Origin of the sequence: Luteitalea sp., from assembly GCF_022842525.1 — a bacterium.
In the GTDB taxonomy this organism is placed as follows: Bacteria; Acidobacteriota; Vicinamibacteria; order Vicinamibacterales; family Vicinamibacteraceae; genus Luteitalea.
The window spans coordinates 1-17,124 of the sequence record NZ_JALHPM010000138.1; the positions used below are offsets into that span (position 1 = coordinate 1).

The following is a 17,124-nucleotide window of genomic DNA, read 5'->3' on the forward strand; positions in this document are numbered from 1 at the left end:
ACCGAGGCTGACGCCCGGGAGGCCGCCCGCCGACTGTACGACCTCGGGCCGACGGCCGTCATCGTCAAGGGCGGGCACCTCGACACGCCAGACGTGGTGGACCTGCTGTTCGACGGGCAGCACTTCCACGAGGCCCGCGGCCCGCGCCACGCCACCCGCCACACCCACGGCACCGGCTGCACCTTCGCCGCCTCGATGGCGGCACACCTCGCCCTGGGACACGGCCTCCTGGAGGCCTTCCACCTGTCGCGGGCCTACCTGGACGGCGCCATCCGCCACGCCCCGGGCCTGGGCCAGGGCGCGGGCCCGGTCAGCCACTTCTGGAACGTCCATCGCTGACGGCCGGCTGGGACAGCCGGCCCTACCCAACGCCCCGCCCTTCCTCCTTCCTCCTTCCTCCTTCCTCCTTCTCCCTTCCCCCTTCCCCCTTCCCCTTTCGCCCTTCGCCCTTTCGCCCTTCCCGGTTCCCGACTCCCGATTCCCGATTCCCGGCGGCGAGGCGGGCGCAGCGAGCCGAGTCGTATACTGAGATGTTGCTGCCGTTCGCGATCACCGCTGACCCGCTGGACCCTGCCGGACTGCTCGCCCTCGCGCAGCAGCGGCACGCCGACCAGGCCCGCACGGATGACGTCGAGGGGCCGGGAGGCCTGGTGCTGTTCGTCGGTGTCGTCCGCGGCCGACATCTGGGCCAGGAGGTCAGTGCCCTGACGTACGAGGCCTACGAGCCGCTGGCCGTGGCGTCGTTCGAACGCATCGCGCGGGAAGCCGCCGACCGGATGCCCGGGGTGGTGCTCTGCCTGCACCATCGGATCGGGACGTTGGGCGTGGGCGAGCCGTCGATCGTCATTGCTGCCGTCTCGGCCCATCGCGCCGAGGCCTACGCGGTCTCCCGGTTCGCCATCGAGCGGGTGAAGCAGATTTCGCCGGTGTGGAAGCGCGAACACGTCGTCGGGGGCGCCTCCTGGGTCGAGGGCGCGACCGTCGATCCGGACGATCAGGGTCCCCTCGACGAGGCCTGGAGGCGCGCATGCCCGTGACGGTGCGGTTGTTCGCGAGGCTGCGCGAGATCGCTGGCGCGGATGAACTGGCGCGGCCGCGCGCCGGCACGGTCGCGGAGGTCTGGGAGGCGCTCGTCGCGGAGTGGCCCGCCCTCGCGCCGTATGCCGGCAGCCTGTCGTGCGCCGTGAACGCGCAGTACGCGCGCATGACCACGCCGGTCAGCGACGGGGACGAGGTGGCGTTCCTGCCGCCGGTGTCCGGCGGGTGACATGCGGCTCTGGCCTGAGCCTTGAGCCCTGAGACTCTTCTATGTTGGACAAGCTCGCGTCCGTCGAGGCGCAATACAACTATCTGATGGGCCTCATCGCCGACCCGGCGGTGCAGGCCGACGCACAGGCCTACCGGACCCACACCAAGACCCTGTCGGAACTGCAGGAACTGGTCGACGCCTACCGGTCGCTGAAGTCGCTCGAGGAGCAGCTCGCCGAGTCCCGCGAGCTGGTCGCCAGCGGCGACGCCGAGATGGCCGCCCTGGCGCGTGAGGAACTCGCCGATCTCGAGCCGAAGCACGTCCAGTTGCTCGAACACGTCAAGTTCCTGCTCATCCCCAAGGACCCCCTCGACGCCAAGAACGTCGTGCTCGAAGTGCGGGCCGGCACGGGTGGCGAGGAGGCCGCGCTGTTTGCCGCCGAGCTCTTCCGCATGTACGCGCGGTATGCCGAGCGCCAGGGCTGGAAGTTCGAGGTCATGTCCACGAGCGACGCCGATGCCGGCGGCATGAAGGAAGGCATCGCGACCATCGAGGGCAAGCAGGTCTACAGCCACCTCAAGTACGAGAGCGGCGTCCACCGCGTGCAGCGCGTGCCCGCCACCGAAGCGAGCGGCCGCATCCACACGTCGACGGCCACGGTGGCCGTGCTGCCCGAAGCCGAAGACGTCGACATCCAGGTGCACGACAAGGATCTGCGCATCGACACCTTCTGCTCGAGCGGCCCCGGCGGCCAGAGCGTCAACACCACCTACTCGGCGGTGCGCATCACCCACATCCCGACCGGCACCGTCGTCTCGCAGCAGGACGAGAAGTCGCAGATCAAGAACCGCGCGAAGGCGATGAAGGTGCTGCGGTCGCGCCTGTACGAGATGGAACTGCGCAAGCAGCAGGACGCCATCGCCAAGGATCGCAAGAGCCAGGTGGGCACGGGCGAGCGCTCAGAAAAAATCCGCACCTACAATTTCCCGCAGAGCCGGATCACCGACCATCGCGTCAACTTCACGACGCATCAGCTCGGCACCGCCATGGACGGCGACCTGCACGAACTGTTCGACAAGGTGACGACGTTCTATCGGTCGGAGCTGCTCAAGGACGCCAGCCGCACCGAAGCGGTGGACGCCTGACCATGCGACACGCCGTCGCCGCCGCTCGACAACGACTGCTGGCCGCCGGCCTCGACCAGCGTCACGCCCATCTCGATCCCGAGGTGCTGGCCCGGCACATCCTGCAGTGGGACCGCGCGACGTGGATCACGCGCGCCGACGAACCGGCCTCGCCGGAGTTCCTCGCCGCCTTCGGCACGCTGATCGACCGCCGCGCCACCCGCGAACCCGTCGCCTACATCGTCGGCAGCCGCGAGTTCTACGGGCGCGACTTCCTCGTCAACCCGGACGTCCTCATCCCGCGTCCGGAGTCCGAACTCATCATCGACTATGCCCTGCAGCGCATGCCCGCCGGTCAGTTCGCGCGGGCCATCGACGTCGGCACCGGCAGCGGGGCGCTCGGCCTGACGCTCGCCTGCGAACGGCCGGAGTGGCACGTCGAAGTCTCGGACATCTCGGCCGCCGCCGTCACCGTGGCACGCCGCAACGCCAAGGCGCTGGGCGTGGCCGATCGCGTCACCTTCCTCATCGGCGACTTCCTCGAGCCGGCGATGGGGCTGTTCGACGTCATCGTGTCGAACCCGCCGTATGTGGCGCGGCGGGACCAGCCCGGCATGTCGCCCGACGTGCGCGACCACGAGCCGCACGTCGCCTTGTTCGGTGGCCAGGACGGCATGGACCTCCCGCGCCGCTTCCTCGCGCAGGCGGCCGAACGGCTGACGCCCAACGGATGGCTCGCGATGGAGTTCGGCTACGGCATGCAGGACCCCGTCGAGGAGGCCGCTCGCGCGTGCGGCCTGGAGGTCGTCGAGGTGCTCGAGGACCTGCAGGGCATCGCAAGGACACTGGTGGCTCGCCGAGGGTAGGCAAGGGACAAGGGACACGTACGCCAGTCACAAGGGCGTCGAGGGACAAGGGACAGGCAAGCAGGGACAAGGAAGCGGGGAGCAGGCACTCGCCAGCAGGGCGGAGCCGGCGGGCCGAGGCTGCTGCGTGAGGAGCCGCGGCCGATTGTGTCTGGGCATGCGCATCAGCACTGCGATGTCCGTCGCGGTGGTGGTGCTGGCCGGCGTCGTGGCTGGTGCCACGACGCGTTCCCGAGAGGCACCATCACCCTCCGAGAAGAGTCGGGCGAACGACACGCCCGTCGTCGACCACATGCCGGGCGGGGGGCCGTCGGGCGGCGCGGTCGTCGGCCTCGCCATCGTCGCCGATCGGCCGGGCACGGTCTTCGCGGCGTTCGAGCACGGCGGCGTCTTCCGGTCGCACGACTACGGAACGACATGGACCGCGGCCGACCGCGGGCTTCCCGCGGACACGGCGTGCGAGCTGAGGGCCGTCCCCGCCGAACCGGCAACGCTGTACGCCGCGTGCGACGACGACCTCTTCAAGACGACGGACGCCGGCCGACGCTGGGAGCGTGTCTCACCGAACATCCCGCTGGATTGCCATGGTGGGCTGACCATTCACCCCGCCGAGGCCCTGTCGTTGTTCTGTGTTGGCGAGGACGGCGTGTCATCGAGCCGCGACGGCGGCCGCACCTGGGTGCGCCTCGACGTCGACACGGCACATGGCGCGTCGTCGGAAGACGCTGGGCAGGACGCGTGGGAGTCGCTCGCGTTCGTCGGCAACACGGGCGACGTGCTGACCGCTCTCCGCGGCGACCGCATCGTGCGCAGCCGCGATGCCGGCGAGCACTGGGAGCCACTCGCCACGTCAATCCCGGCGGGCATCATGCCGGCGCCGTTCGCCGTCGATCCCCTGGACCCGTGGACGGCCTACGTGGGCACGGCGCGCGGCGTCATGGTGACGCGAGACTTCGGCCAGACCTGGACACGACGGTCGGCTGGGATCTCGCGGATCGCGGTGTCGGTCGCACTGCACGAGGGACCGACCGCGATGACCCTCTACGCGACCAGCAGCGCGTGGAGCGACGCTGCCGAGATGTTTGCGAGCACGGATGGCGGTGAGACCTGGGAGATCGGTGTGCCGTCCTCGATGCCGCTGGACGCGGACGCACGCACACTCCGGTCGGATGGCGCCGGTGGACTGACGATGAACGCGGGCGGGCAGTACCACCACCTGCGTCGCGGCCAGGCTGGCTGGCTGCCGCTCGACCTGCCCGCGGATGCCCGCCTGCTGAACGTCGACCTGGCGAGCCAGGCGTCGCCCCTGGTGGCCGCAGGGCCCGATGGCTATCTCCTGAGCGACGACAGCGGCCGGTCGTGGCAACGCGGCCGGCTTCCTGGCGCCTGGGGGCCCAGTGCCGCCGCCGCAACAGTTGGACGGGGGCGGGTGCTCTTCATGAGCACGATGGCTCTCCCATTCATCACGGGGACCGCTGCCTTGCCCACCAACAGGGGCACCTGGCGCAGCCTCGACGATGGCCGCACCTGGGAGCCCACTGGCCCGCTCCTCGACATGCACAGGTTCGAAACGGTGCGGGCGGACCCTCACGCGGACGGCACGGTGTTCGTCTCGGCAACTGCAATCGATTCCGACCGAGCGGTCATCCACCGAAGCACGGACCGCGGCGAGACCTGGAAGGAGTTGCACGTGCCGCTGGCGGGCAGGGCGGTCCCCTGATGGCAAGCACGGACGCCGGCACCTCGTGGCGGCCCGCTGGTGCGGGACTGCCATTCGAGACCTCCATCACCAACATCGTCAGCGACCCGCGCGACCCCCAACGCCTCTTCGCAGGCACGCGAGGTCGAGGCGTTTACCGCAGCACGGACGCCGGCGCCACCTGGAAGGCTGCGGGCACGGCGACCAGCTCTGACAAGTGACAAGGGACGAGTACGCCAGTCACAAGGGCGTCGAGGGACAAAGGACGAGCAAGCAGGGACAAGCACAAGAACGGCCGGCGCAGACGACCCCGTCCCTTGTCCCTGTTGCGTGTACTTGTCCCTCGTCTCTCGTACCCCTTGTGGCTTCTCCCCTTGTCCCTCGTCCCTTGCGGCCTCAGCCGGGCGGCCACCCCAGCCGTCTCCCTGCCAGCAGGTGCAGGTGGATGTGGAAGACCGTCTGGCCCGCGTCGGCGTTGCAGTTGAACACCGCCCGGAACCCGCCGTCGGCGTAGCCCCGCTCGCGGGCAATCTGGGCAGCTCGATACAGCATCGTCCCCACGAGGGCCGCGTCGTCTGGCGTCACGTCGTTGAGCGTCGCGATGTGCCGCCGCGGAATGACGAGGCAATGCAGCGGCGCCTGCGGATTGATGTCCTCGAACGCGACGACGTCGGCATCCTGATAGATCACCTTGGCCGGAATCTCGGCAGCAGCAATGCGGCAGAACAGACAACTGGACATGGCGGACAGAGTACCCGGGTATGTGGTGGGGTAGGGCCCGTTCTCCGAACGGGCCGTCAGCGATAGCGTCGGTGAGGGTGACGGCCGGCTCGGAGAGCCGGCCCTACCCTGGGCGGCGTTCTGCGTTCTACATCCACTGCTCCCTGTGACGCGTAGCCCATAGGAGGCCGCTCGGTGATGCCCGCCGGGACCGCCTCTGAAGGAGGCTCTCTTGCAGACGCTACATCTCGCTGTCCAACGGCTCGCCATCTCGGGCGCTGCCATCGCCGTGCTGGCGGCGACACCGGCATCCGCGGAACGCGCCATCGCCCTGGTCGACGGCACGAGCCTGGTCGAGTTCGATACCGATGCGCCCGGCACGCTCTCGACCGCGCGCGCCATCACCGGACTGGCCTCAGGCGAGACCGTGGTCGGCATCGACATGCGCCCGGCGACGGGGCAACTCTACGGTGTCGGATCGAGCGGCCGCCTCTATCTCATCGATACCGCATCCGGGCGCGCCAGTCTGGTGGGCACGGCCTCGCTGTTCCTGACCGGCGCGCGCGTCGGCGTCGATTTCAACCCGACTGTCGACCGCCTCCGCATCGTCAGCGACGCCGGCGAGAACCTGCGCGTCAATCCCGACACCGGCGCCCTCGTCGTCGCCGACGGCACCCTCACGCCCGGCTTCGGCGTCACGGCGGCGGCCTACACGAACAACTTCTCCGGGGCGACGTCGACGGAACTGTTCGACCTCGATGCCGACGGCGACCAGTTGCTCCTGCAGAATCCCCCCAACGCCGGCACGCTGGTGGTGGTCGGCCCGCTCGGTGTGGACGCCACGCCCGCCGCAGCCTTCGACATCAGTGCGACAACAGGGGTGGCGTACATGGCCGACGCGGTTGGCGGGCAGGCGCGGCTGTACACCGTGAACCTCTCGACGGGCGCGGCAACCCTCGTCGGCTCCCTCGGCGACGGATCGCTCGCCGTGACCGGTCTCGCGCTCACGTCCCGCGCCGTGCGGGTGTGGAGCCTGACCGACACCAACGCGCTCGTCTCGTTCTCGAGCGGAGCACCGGGCGTGGTCTCGGCCCCGGTCGCCGTCACGGGCCTGCAGGGTGGCGAGACGCTCCTCGGTCTCGACGTCCGCCCGGCCACCGGCGCGTTGTATGGCCTCGGCAGCACGGGCCGGCTCTACGTCGTCGATCGCGTGACGGGCCTCGCGACGCCGGTGGGCGGCGCGTCGTTCGGCGCGCTCGGCGGCACGGCCTTCGGCTTCGACTTCAACCCGACCGTCGATCGGATCCGCCTGGTCAGCAACACCGGTCAGAACCTGCGCCTGCATCCTGACACCGGCGTGATCGTCGCGACCGATGGGACGCTGACACCCGCGGGCTCGGTGACCAGCGCCGCGTACACCAACAACCGCGCTGGCGCGACCACCACGACGCTGTACGACATCGACACCGCCACCGATCAGCTGGTGATCCAGAACCCGCCCAACGCCGGCGTGCTGACCGTCGTCGGTCCGCTCGGCGTCGACGCGTCCGAGGTGAATGGCTTCGACATTTCGTCCGTGGACGGCACGGCGTTCGCGGCCCTCACCGTCGGCGGGACCACGCAGCTGTACACGATCAGCCTCTCGACCGGGGCCGCCCGCGCGGTCGGCATGGTGGGAGGCGGGCAGTCCGTGCGAGGCCTCGCCGCCGAAGTGCCCATGGACTACGCCTTCGCCGAGGGCGCCACGGGCAGCTTCTTCACGACCGAGTTCGCCCTCGCCAACCCGACGGCGCTGCCGGCGCCGGTCACGGCGGTCTTCCAGCGCAGCGACGGCATGAGCGTCGCCCGCACGCTCACCGTGCGGCCCTTCTCGCGCGCGACGCTGGACGCGGCCACGGTCTCCGGCCTGTCGTCGGCCGCCTTCGGGGCGGTGTTCACCTCGGTGGACGGCGTGCCGCTCGCCGTCGAGCGGACGATGCGATGGGATGCGACCGGCTATGGCATGCACGGCGAACGAGCTGTCGGCGGCCCGGCGCTGGTCTGGCACTTCGCCGAAGGGTCGCAGGGCTTCTTCGACAACTACCTCCTGCTGAGCAACCCGGGCGCGACGCCCAGCACGGCGACGGTCGAGTTCCTCCTCGAGAGCGGTACGCCGGTGACCCGAGTCGTCTCGCTGGCGCCGATGTCGCGCGTCAACGTCTACGGCGGCGAAATCCCCGAATTGGCCAACCGGGCCTTTGGTGCCACGGTCACGTTCAGCGCGCCGGGCGTCGCCGAACGCGCGATGTACTTCGGGCAGCCCCTGTTCAACGGCGGCAGCGTGGCCTCGGGGGTCCAGGCCCCGTCCACGGTCTGGTACCACGCCGAAGGCGCCACGGGGCCGTACTTCGACACCTTCCTGCTGTTGGCCAACCCGGGCACCACCGACGCCATGGCCACGGTCACCTACCTGTTGCCCGCCGGCGACCCTGTCGTCAGGACCTACGCGGTGGGCGCCAAGCAGCGCCGCACGATCAACCTCGAGCAGGAGGACCCGCTGCTGGCCGACACCGCCGTCGGCATGACCGTCAGTGCCACGCAGCCCGTGCTGTCGGAGCGCGCGATGTACTGGCCAGGGTCGTCGGCCCAGTGGTTCGAGTCGCACGCCAGCTTCGGCATCACGATGCTGGGGCAGCGCTGGGCCTTCGGTGAGGGTCGCGTCGGCGGGCCGGCCAACTACGCCACGTTCCTGCTCATCGCCAACCCCGGGACGACCGACGCCACCTCGACGGTCACCTTCCTCCGCGCCAACGGCACCACCGTGCAGCGGACGGTCACCGTGCCGCGCCAGACGCGCGCCAACATCTGGGTCAACGTCGACGTGCCAGAGCTGGTCGACGAGTCCTTCGGCGTGTCGGTGGTCTCGAACGTCCCGGTCTTCGCCGAACGGGCGATGTACTCCGACGCGGGCGGGGTGCAGTTCGCCGCCGGCAGCGTGGTCACCGCCACGCGGGTGCCGTAACGCCCGGAGCGGGGGGCTCGGGGCTCGAGCCCTGAGCCCTGAGCCAGCGCGGTGCAGCGGGGGGCCGACCCGCCACGACTGTAGCCGTCGACCTTCCAGGTCGACGGCCCCCTCGTTCCAGCGCGTCCAGTTACAATGGACGGTTCATGGCCGACTGGAAGAACTCCGTCAACCTGCCCCGTACCGACTTCCCGATGAAGGCGAACCTGCAGGTCGCCGAGCCGGCGGCGATTGCCCGCTGGGAGGCGATGGACCTGTACGGGCAGATTGCGCAGGCGCGCGCCGGGCGGCCCAAGTACGTGCTGCACGACGGACCGCCCTACGCCAACGGGCAGATCCACATCGGCCACGCCCTCAACAAGGTCCTGAAGGACTTCGTGGTCAAGTCGAAGTCCATGGCTGGCTTCGACGCCCCCTACGTGCCGGGGTGGGACTGCCACGGCCTGCCGATCGAGCTCCAGGTCGACAAGGAGCTCGGTTCGAAGAAGCGCGACATGAGCCTGGCCGACATCCGCCGGGCCTGCCGCGCCTACGCCCAGCGGCACGTCACCGAGCAGTGTGCCGACTTCAAGCGCCTCGCGGTCTTCGGCGATTGGGACCACCCGTACCTGACGATGCAGTACGAGTACCAGGCGGCGATCGTCCGCGCCCTGGGTCGCTGCGTCGAGGAGGGGCTCGTCTACAAGGGCAAGAAGCCCGTCTACTGGTGCATCTCCGACCGCACCGCCCTGGCCGAGGCCGAGGTCGAGTACGAGTCGCACACCTCGCCGTCGATCTACGTCGAGTTCACGCTCGACGCACGCGACGCCGAGGTGCTGGCGTCGCGCGTGCCCGGTCTCGCCGGTCGCCCCGTGTCGGTGCTGATCTGGACGACCACGCCGTGGACCATCCCGTCGAACCTGGCGGTGGCGTTCCAGCCCGGGTTCGAATACGCGGCGTACGACGTCGAGGGTCGCCTCGTGATCGTGGCCGAAGCCCTCGCGGCGGCGACGTTCGCCAAGGCGGGGCGGACGCCGGGCGAGCCCGTGGCCCGCATGAAGGGCGAGGTCTTCGACCGGATCCGCTTCGTGCATCCGCTGTATGCGCGCGAGTCGCTCGGCGTGCTGGCCGACTACGTCACGCTGGAGCAGGGCACCGGCGTGGTGCACACGGCCCCGGGCCACGGTGCCGACGACTTCAACACCGGCCAGCGCTACGGCCTGGAGACGTACGCGCCCATCGGCCCGTCGGGCGAGTTCCTGGCCGACGTCGAGTTGTTCGCGGGCCTCAAGGTGTGGGACGCCAACCCGAAGGTCGTGGAGGCGCTGCGCGAGCGCGGCGCGCTCTGGTTCACCGAGACCTACGAGCACAGCTACCCGCACTGCTGGCGCTGCCACAAGCCGCTGATCTTCCTGGCGACGCCGCAGTGGTTCATCGAGATGGACCACGACGGCTACCGCGAGAAGGCGCTCGAGGCCGTCAAGGGCGTGGAGTGGCTGCCGGCCTGGGGCGAGGAGCGCATCCACAACATGCTCGCCAACCGGCCGGACTGGTGCATCTCGCGCCAGCGCGCGTGGGGCGTGCCGATCCCGGCCGTGACGTGCACGACCTGCCGCGAGTCGGTGCTGACCACCGCGCTGACAACGCGCGCGGCCGAGGTGTTCCTGCAGCACGGCGCCGACGCCTGGTACGAGCGCCCGATCGAGGAGTTCCTCCCCGAGGGCCTGACCTGTGCGCACTGCGGCAATGCCGAGTTCGAGCGGGAGCGCGACATCCTCGACGTCTGGTTCGACTCGGGCACGAGTCACGAGGGCGTGCTGGCGGTGCGCCCCGAGCTGCGCTGGCCCGCCGACATGTACCTCGAGGGCAGCGATCAGTATCGCGGCTGGTTCCACAGCTCGCTGCTGGTGGCCCTCGGGACGCGCGGCAAGGCGCCGTACCGGTCAGTGATCACGCACGGGTTCGTCGTCGACGAGGAAGGCCGCAAGATGTCCAAGTCGCGCGGCAACAACGTCGTCCCGCAGCAGGTCATCGAGCAGAGTGGCGCCGAGGTATTGCGGCTGTGGGTCGCGATGGTCGACTACACGGAGGAAGTGCGCCTCGGCAAGCAGATCCTGGCGCGGACGGTCGAGGCCTACCGCAAGATCCGCAACACCGTGCGGTACCTCGCCGCCAACATGTTCGATTTCGATCCGGCGACCGATCTGGTGCCGCACGGCGAGTTGCTCGAGGTCGATCGGTACGCCCTGGCCAGATACGCCGACGCGGCCGTGAAGATGCGCGCGGCCTACGACCGCTTCGACTTCCAGACGATCTTCCACGAGATCAACCGTCTGGCCGTCGTCGACCTGAGCTCGTTCTACTTCGACGTGTCGAAGGACCGGTTGTACACGTTCGGCGCGACGTCGCGCGAGCGGCGCTCGGCGCAGACGGCGATGTATCTGATGGCCGACGGCCTTGCGCGCCTGCTGGCGCCGATCCTGCCGGTGACGGCCGACGAGTTGTGGAAGGTGCTGCCGGGCCGGCACGAGGTGTCGGTGCACGTGGCGCTGTTCCCCGAGGGCGTCGAGGCGTGGCAGGACGAGGCCCTCGTGGCGCGCTATGCAACGCGGCTGGAACTGCGCGACCTGGTGAACGCGAAGCTCGAGGCGCAGCGGCAGGCGAAGGTCATCGGCACGTCGCTCGAGGCCGCCATCACGCTGGAGGGAACGGGGCGCTTCGCCGAGGTCCTCGCCGGCATGTCGGCCGACGACCTCGCGGCCTTCTGCATCGTCAGCGAGGCGACGGTGGTGCCGGCCGATGCGGCCCAGGCGCCAGACACGCTCACGGTGGTCGTGTCGCGGGTCGGTGGCGAGAAGTGTCAGCGCTGCTGGCGCTATGTGCCGTCCATCAGCACGGAGACGGCCACTGAAGGCCTGTGCGATCGCTGCGTCGAGGCGCTCGGGCTCGGGGTCGGCGCCGCGTGAGTGAGACGTCGACAGCGCCGATGGTGGCCACCGGGCCGGCCAGGACGGCCGCGTGGCGCAAGCCCGAGGTGTGGATCACGGTGCTGCTCGTCGTGATCGATCAGCTGACCAAGCTGCTCGTGCTGCAGCGCCTCGCGCTGCACGAAGTGGTGCCGGTGATTCCGGGGCTGCTGAACGTCACGTACGTGCGCAACACCGGGGCGGCGTTCGGCATGCTCAACGCCAGCGACTTCGCCTACAAGCCGCTGATCGTGGCCGGGCTGGCGGTGCTGGCCCTGGTCGGCATCCTCTGGTACGCCCAGAAGTTCGCCGGTGACGCCTGGGCGGCCCGCTACGGCTTCGTGCTCATCGTGGCCGGGGCCGTCGGCAATCTCATCGACCGGGTGACGCTCGGCTACGTCATCGACTTCGTGGACGTGTACGTCGGCACCTGGCATTTCTGGGCCTTCAACGTCGCGGATGCGGCGATTACCGTCGGCGCGCTGCTGTTCATCGTCGACACCCTGTTCACGAGGCACGATGTTCCCCAAGCTGTTTGACCTCGGTCCGCTGACGGTCTATTCCTACGGCGTCCTGCTGGCCGCGGCCTATCTCGGCGGCCTGCAACTGGCGCTCGTTCGCGCCAAGCGGCGAGGTCTCGACCCGGCGCGGGTGATGGACCTCGGCATCTACATCATCGTGAGCGCGCTGGTCGGGGCCAAGCTCCTGCTGGTGATCGTCGATGCCGATCATTTCCTGCGCGAACCGGCCGACCTGCTGTCGCTGGCGCGATCGGGCGGCGTGTTCTATGGCGGCCTGATCCTGGCCGTACTGGTCGGGCTCTGGTACGTCCGCAAGCACCAGTTGCCGACCTGGCGCATCGCCGACGTCATCGCGCCCGGCATCGCGCTCGGGCATGTGGTCGGTCGGCTGGGCTGCTTCCTGGCCGGCTGCTGCTACGGGCACGAGACCGACGTGCCCTGGGCCGTCACCTTCACGAACCCGCTGGCGCAGGAGAACGTCGGCACGCCGCTCGGCATCCCGCTGCACCCCACGCAGTTGTACGAAGCCGGTGCCGAGGCCGTGATCCTCGGCCTGCTGCTCGCGTTCGAACACAAGGGGCGTGCCTTCGCCGGCCGGACGTTCTGGGGCTACATGCTGGTCTACGGCCTGTCGCGCTTCGTCATCGAGATGTTCCGCGGCGATCCGCGCGGCATGGTCTATGGCCACATCTCGACCTCGCAGTTCATTTCCCTTCTCATCGTGCCGCTGAGCCTGGTCATGCTGTACTGGCTCTCGCGACGTGACCGGGACACCGCGTCGATTCCAGCCACGCCGGGACGCACGCGACCTGCGCGCGCATGACGCAGGATCAAGAGCCGCCCATGCACGAACACGATGACGACGAGGACGAGTACGAGCCCGACGAACCGGTCGACGGCGAGCCGGAGGGCAGCCGCCTGGCGTCGGTCGAGATCGGCGAGGACGAAGCCAATCAGCGGGCCGACCAGGCACTGGCCTCCCTCCTGTCCGGGATGTCGCGATCCCAGGTCCAGCGCCTGATCAAGGAAGGTCACGTCCGCGTGGCCACGACTGCCGACGCGGCGGGCGAGGTCGGCTCACGCCCCCTGACCCGGACCAGCGAGGTGCTGCCGGCGGGGACCGTCCTGACGGTGGAACTGCCCGAACCGGTCGCGTCCGAAGCCCTGCCCGAAGACATCCCGCTCGACATCCTGTTCGAGGACGAGCACATCATCGTGCTCAACAAGGCGGCCGGCATGGTGGTGCATCCGGCGGCCGGGCATGCCACCGGGACGCTGGTGAACGCGCTGCTGCACCACGTGAAGGACCTGAGCGGCGTCGGCGGCACCATGCGGCCCGGCATCGTCCATCGCCTGGACAAGGGCACGTCGGGCGTGATGGTGGTGGCCAAGAGTGACGCCGCGCACCAGGAGTTGGCCCGCCAGTTCCACGACCGCGAAGTCGAGAAGGAATACGTGGCGCTGATCTGGGGCCTGGTCCACAACGGCCGGCGCATCGAGGCCCCGATCGGCCGAGACACGCATTCCCGTCAGAAGATGACAACGCGCGCCCGGCGTGCGAGGGCCGCGGTCACCCGGATCACGTGGGCCCTGCACCTGCCCGGCGTCTCGCTGGTGCGCGTGGCGATTCACACCGGTCGCACGCACCAGATCCGGGTCCATCTCAGCTCGATCGGGCACCCGATCTGCGGCGATGCGACGTACGGCGGCATCCCGAGACGCATCGCGCCGCACCTCAAGGCGCTGTCGTCGCTGCAGCGACCGTTCCTCCATGCCGAACGCCTGGTGTTCACGCACCCCACCGAGCGCCGGCGCATGGAGTTCGAGGCCCCGCTGCCCGACGATCTGAACCAGGTGCTGGCGCAACTCGACGCCGCGGTGGCGAAGTTCGGGTACAAGACGCTGCAGAATCCGTGACCGGCCCGGTCGGCGACCGGGCCCTCTCCTCCTGAAGAACCAGATGGCCGAACTCTCGTCGTCGCTCGAATACACGGGCCGCGTGTTCACCGTGACGCGCGATCGCGTCCGTCTGCCGCATGGCGTGGAGACCACGATGGACATCGTGCGTCATCGCGGCTCCGTGGTCCTCATCCCGATGCCCGACGAGGCGTCGGTGATCCTCGTCCGCCAGTACCGGCACGCCATCGGGCAGCATGTGTGGGAGTTGCCGGCGGGCAGCCTCGACCCCGGCGAGGAGGCCGATGTCGCGGCCCTGCGGGAGTGTCACGAAGAGATCGGGCAGCTGGCGACGAGCGCCGTGCGGATCGCGTCGCTCTATCCGTCACCGGGCTACACGACCGAGGTCATGCACTTCTACAAGCTGACCGGCCTGCACGTGCCCGAGCACACGGCCGAGCAGGACGAGGACGAGCACCTCGAGCCGAGGACGTTCAGCGTGGCGGAGTTGCGCGCCCTGGTCGCCAGCGGCGAGATCACCGACATGAAGACGGTTGCCGCCCTGCAGTTCCTCGGGTAACCCGCCGGCGTTTTTTGTCAGGACTGACGAAAAAGGTCGAGCCGCTGCAGCAGGCTGCAGCGGCTCGGGGCCCACGTGCGGTGCTGGACGATCAGCCGGTCAGCTGGCGATGTCCATGATGGCGGCCGTCGTGCCGCGGCGGGCGACGAACTTGTCGCGCGCTTCGGCCTGCTCGCGTTCCTCTTCGCAGTCCACGCAGCGGAGCGCAAACGGCAGCGCGCGCAGACGGGGCTCGGAGATCTCGTCGCCGCACTCGTAGCAGAAGCCGTAGGTGCCGACTTCGAGCCGGCCGAGGGCCTCGTTGACCCGATTCAGGGTCTCCGACTTCATCTGCATGAGGGCGATCTCGATGTCTTCCTGAATATCGGAGACCGACGCCTCTTCGGCGTCCACGACCCCCTGCGCCAGATCGGCCGGCCCGATGGCCCGGACGTCATGGATTTGTCGCCGCAGCTCGCTGCTCAGTTCCTTCCGGCGGGCCTCGAGGATCCGGCGAAGTTCGGCGTGACGGTCTGTATTGATGATGCGAGTGGACTTCTTGTTCGACTTCATGGCCTGTCCACGCTCCTTTCCACGTTCATCCAGTGCCGAGAGACGAAGCACACCTCATGCCAGGCCCCGGAGCCCCACGTCGCCACGACAGGCGCGGATGGAGTCGGCGAGGCGTCCCGCGCCAGCCTGCGCACGGGTGAGTCCTCGGGATGCTGTCTTGGCGTGGAGCGGAGGGGTGTGTTACCGCGAGACCCTCCAGGCCTCGCCGAACCGCAAGGTACTCATTCGAGGTGACTTGCCTTGGCGCGCATCGAGCATCACACCCGCAGCACGTCTCGGCAGTACAGCGGATTAGACGCCGCACTCCGGCGGGCGGTTCGCCACCCTTCCGGCCGGCGTCCTGACTGCGCGGCGGGCCTCAGACAGGCCCGAGGCAGCTGTACCGGATCACTGCAACCGTGGTCGACCCCCGCGTGGCAGCACCATCCCCCGTTCCACGAGGAGACGCTCGGTGACCCGATCGCGCGACTGCTGCCACTGCTCGAGCGCGCGGACCAGGCCGGACGGCGTCTGCATCCCGGCCCGCTGCCCCACTTCGCCAAGGGCCTCGGCATACTGGCCGAACCGGGCGGCGAGGTCCGAGAAGATCGGCGCCAGGACCTGAGACTCGTGCCCGAGCGTGCCGTATGCGAAGCCGCCGAGCCGGTGGTAGTACGTCGAGGGCAGGCCGTGCACGGACGCCCGCGCCTTGAAGTAGCCGCCCAGCAGGAGAGCGGCGTCGGCCACATCCCGCAGCGCCCGCCCTGGCGCCGGACAGCGTTCGTCCAGGGCGTCGGCGAGGCGCAAGGCCAGCGGGCGGGGGTCCAGCAGCGCGGCGGCGCGGCCGGGCATATCCTGTCGGACGCTATCAGCCAGCAGCTGCACCACATAGTGGGCGGTGTCCTCGCTGGCGGGCACCTGCTGCGACGCGAGGGCCGCTTCCACCTGGACCTTGAAGTACTCGACGAGTGACGCTCGGGCGATGACGGCCATGGACGACCTCCGTTGCCGGGACGTGTCTGCGTTGGTGCGCTTCACCTCAGCAAATCGCATTCCAGGGGCGAGCGCCCCGGATGTGCACGCGACGCCAGCTCGAGCGGCCAGCACGGACGTGAGGCCGGCGTCATTGACGAGCCTCCGTCACTGTGGGAGCCTCGCCGCATGGCGGCGTGTCCGGTGTGTGGCAAAGGGAAGTCGAAGCGGCACTGTCCCGCACTGGGGCAGGTCATCTGCCCGACCTGTTGCGGCACCAAACGGCTGGTGGAGATTCGGTGCCCGGCCGACTGCGGGTGGCTCAAGGCCGCGAGGGCGCATCCGCCGGCCGTCCAGCAGCGACAGCAGGAGCACGACGCCAACCTCGTCGTCCCTCTCATTCGAGGCCTGGACGATGGCGGGTATGCGGTGTTGATGGCGTGCCTTCCGGCCGCCGTGGCGTTCCGGAACGAGGCGGACCCGCCTCCCCTCGACAGCGACTTGCAGGCAGCCGCGGCGGCCCTGGCGGCGACGGCCGAGACGGCCATCCGGGGCGTGCTGTACGAGCACCAGCCCGACACGCCCGTCGCGGCACGGCTCGTCCGGGCGATGTCCGCCCCCCTGGCCGACGCCTCGGAGGCCGGCGTGCCGCGACTCGACGCGTCGACGGCGGCCGCGATGCGTCGCGTCGAAGACGCCGTCAAGGACTTCCGGCGCCAGGGCCATCCGGCGCCCGACGCGTACTTCGCGTTCCTGGGCCGAGTCCTCAAGCCACGGCTCGCCGATGCCACCAGCGGGCTGGACCTCGCCTCAGAAATTCAGGCGGGCTTCGCTGACCTTCAGCATTCAGAATGAAGTGCACCTCGCGGCTCCGCCACGCTTCCGCGGCGCATCAAGCGAATTCAGGCAAGCTTCGCTGACATTCAGAATTCAGGTCCTTCCGGGAATAGCGTGGGCAGCTCGGGCCGGCTGCGCGGGCCACTCGGCGGGTGAGCGGCCTGCTCGCCGGCCTTGCGCCGG

General features: G+C 69.5%; 16 protein-coding genes. 13 read left to right on the forward strand and 3 right to left on the reverse strand.

Annotated features, from left to right (window positions below; all coding sequences use genetic code 11):
* The 6 genes from Q0C41_RS22235 to Q0C41_RS22260 form a co-directional block, all read left to right on the forward strand.
* On the forward strand, positions 1–339 hold a 339-nt coding region (locus Q0C41_RS22235; protein WP_291987559.1), incomplete at its 5' end, for a bifunctional hydroxymethylpyrimidine kinase/phosphomethylpyrimidine kinase.
* Between the two features lie 191 nt (positions 340–530).
* On the forward strand, positions 531–1,037 hold the full coding sequence (locus Q0C41_RS22240; protein WP_291987560.1) for a molybdenum cofactor biosynthesis protein MoaE: 507 nt from the start codon (positions 531–533) through the stop codon (positions 1,035–1,037).
* On the forward strand, positions 1,028–1,267 hold the full coding sequence (locus Q0C41_RS22245; protein ID WP_291987561.1) for a MoaD/ThiS family protein: 240 nt from the start codon (positions 1,028–1,030) through the stop codon (positions 1,265–1,267). The genes Q0C41_RS22240 and Q0C41_RS22245 overlap by 10 nt, the downstream gene beginning before the upstream one ends.
* Positions 1,268–1,308: 41 nt before the next feature.
* On the forward strand, positions 1,309–2,394 hold the full coding sequence (gene prfA, locus Q0C41_RS22250; protein WP_291987562.1) for a peptide chain release factor 1: 1,086 nt from the start codon (positions 1,309–1,311) through the stop codon (positions 2,392–2,394).
* Positions 2,395–2,396: 2 nt separating this feature from the next.
* Positions 2,397–3,239: a peptide chain release factor N(5)-glutamine methyltransferase gene (gene prmC, locus Q0C41_RS22255; RefSeq protein ID WP_291987563.1), complete on the forward strand. Its 843-nt coding sequence runs from the start codon at positions 2,397–2,399 to the stop codon at positions 3,237–3,239.
* Between the two features lie 157 nt (positions 3,240–3,396).
* Positions 3,397–4,959: a sialidase family protein gene (locus tag Q0C41_RS22260; RefSeq protein WP_291987564.1), complete on the forward strand. Its 1,563-nt coding sequence runs from the start codon at positions 3,397–3,399 to the stop codon at positions 4,957–4,959.
* Positions 4,960–5,334: 375 nt separating this feature from the next.
* On the opposite strand, the gene Q0C41_RS22265 is transcribed toward Q0C41_RS22260, so the two are convergent.
* Positions 5,335–5,679 carry a histidine triad nucleotide-binding protein gene (locus tag Q0C41_RS22265; RefSeq protein ID WP_291987565.1) on the reverse strand — a complete coding sequence of 115 codons (345 nt, stop codon included), beginning with the start codon at positions 5,677–5,679 and terminating at the stop codon, positions 5,335–5,337.
* Between the two features lie 211 nt (positions 5,680–5,890).
* On the opposite strand from Q0C41_RS22265, the gene Q0C41_RS22270 reads away from it, so the two are divergent.
* The 6 genes from Q0C41_RS22270 (at position 5,891) to Q0C41_RS22295 (ending at position 14,601) form a co-directional block, all read left to right on the forward strand.
* Positions 5,891–8,659: a DUF4394 domain-containing protein gene (locus tag Q0C41_RS22270; protein ID WP_291987567.1), complete on the forward strand. Its 2,769-nt coding sequence runs from the start codon at positions 5,891–5,893 to the stop codon at positions 8,657–8,659.
* Positions 8,660–8,805: 146 nt separating this feature from the next.
* On the forward strand, positions 8,806–11,604 hold the full coding sequence (gene ileS, locus Q0C41_RS22275) for an isoleucine--tRNA ligase (RefSeq protein ID WP_291987568.1): 2,799 nt from the start codon (positions 8,806–8,808) through the stop codon (positions 11,602–11,604).
* Positions 11,601–12,143, forward strand: a complete 543-nt coding sequence (lspA, locus tag Q0C41_RS22280; protein ID WP_291987569.1) for a signal peptidase II — start codon at positions 11,601–11,603, stop codon at positions 12,141–12,143. Before ileS ends, lspA begins: the two co-directional genes overlap by 4 nt.
* Positions 12,124–12,948, forward strand: coding sequence for a prolipoprotein diacylglyceryl transferase (gene lgt, locus Q0C41_RS22285; protein ID WP_291987570.1), 825 nt, complete (start codon positions 12,124–12,126; stop codon positions 12,946–12,948). Before lspA ends, lgt begins: the two co-directional genes overlap by 20 nt.
* A gap of 20 nt (positions 12,949–12,968) precedes the next feature.
* The gene (locus Q0C41_RS22290) at positions 12,969–14,042 is read left to right on the forward strand and encodes an RluA family pseudouridine synthase (RefSeq protein ID WP_291987571.1); all 1,074 of its coding nucleotides are present in this window, start codon (positions 12,969–12,971) and stop codon (positions 14,040–14,042) included.
* 43 nt (positions 14,043–14,085) lie between these two features.
* Complete coding sequence (locus Q0C41_RS22295) at positions 14,086–14,601, forward strand: NUDIX hydrolase (RefSeq protein ID WP_291987572.1); 516 nt, start codon at positions 14,086–14,088, stop codon at positions 14,599–14,601.
* 99 nt (positions 14,602–14,700) lie between these two features.
* Here Q0C41_RS22295 and Q0C41_RS22300 read toward each other — a convergent pair whose 3' ends face one another.
* Positions 14,701–15,153, reverse strand: a complete 453-nt coding sequence (locus tag Q0C41_RS22300) for a TraR/DksA family transcriptional regulator (RefSeq protein ID WP_291987573.1) — start codon at positions 15,151–15,153, stop codon at positions 14,701–14,703.
* A 387-nt stretch (positions 15,154–15,540) separates the two neighbouring features.
* A complete protein-coding gene (locus Q0C41_RS22305) occupies positions 15,541–16,125 on the reverse strand; it encodes a hypothetical protein (protein ID WP_291987574.1) in 585 nt (194 codons plus the stop codon).
* Between the two features lie 267 nt (positions 16,126–16,392).
* Between Q0C41_RS22305 and Q0C41_RS22310 the strand changes: the two genes are divergently transcribed.
* Positions 16,393–16,959 (forward strand): hypothetical protein, encoded by a 567-nt coding sequence (locus tag Q0C41_RS22310; protein WP_291987575.1) that lies wholly within the window; start codon positions 16,393–16,395, stop codon positions 16,957–16,959.
* Positions 16,960–17,124 lie beyond the last annotated feature (165 nt).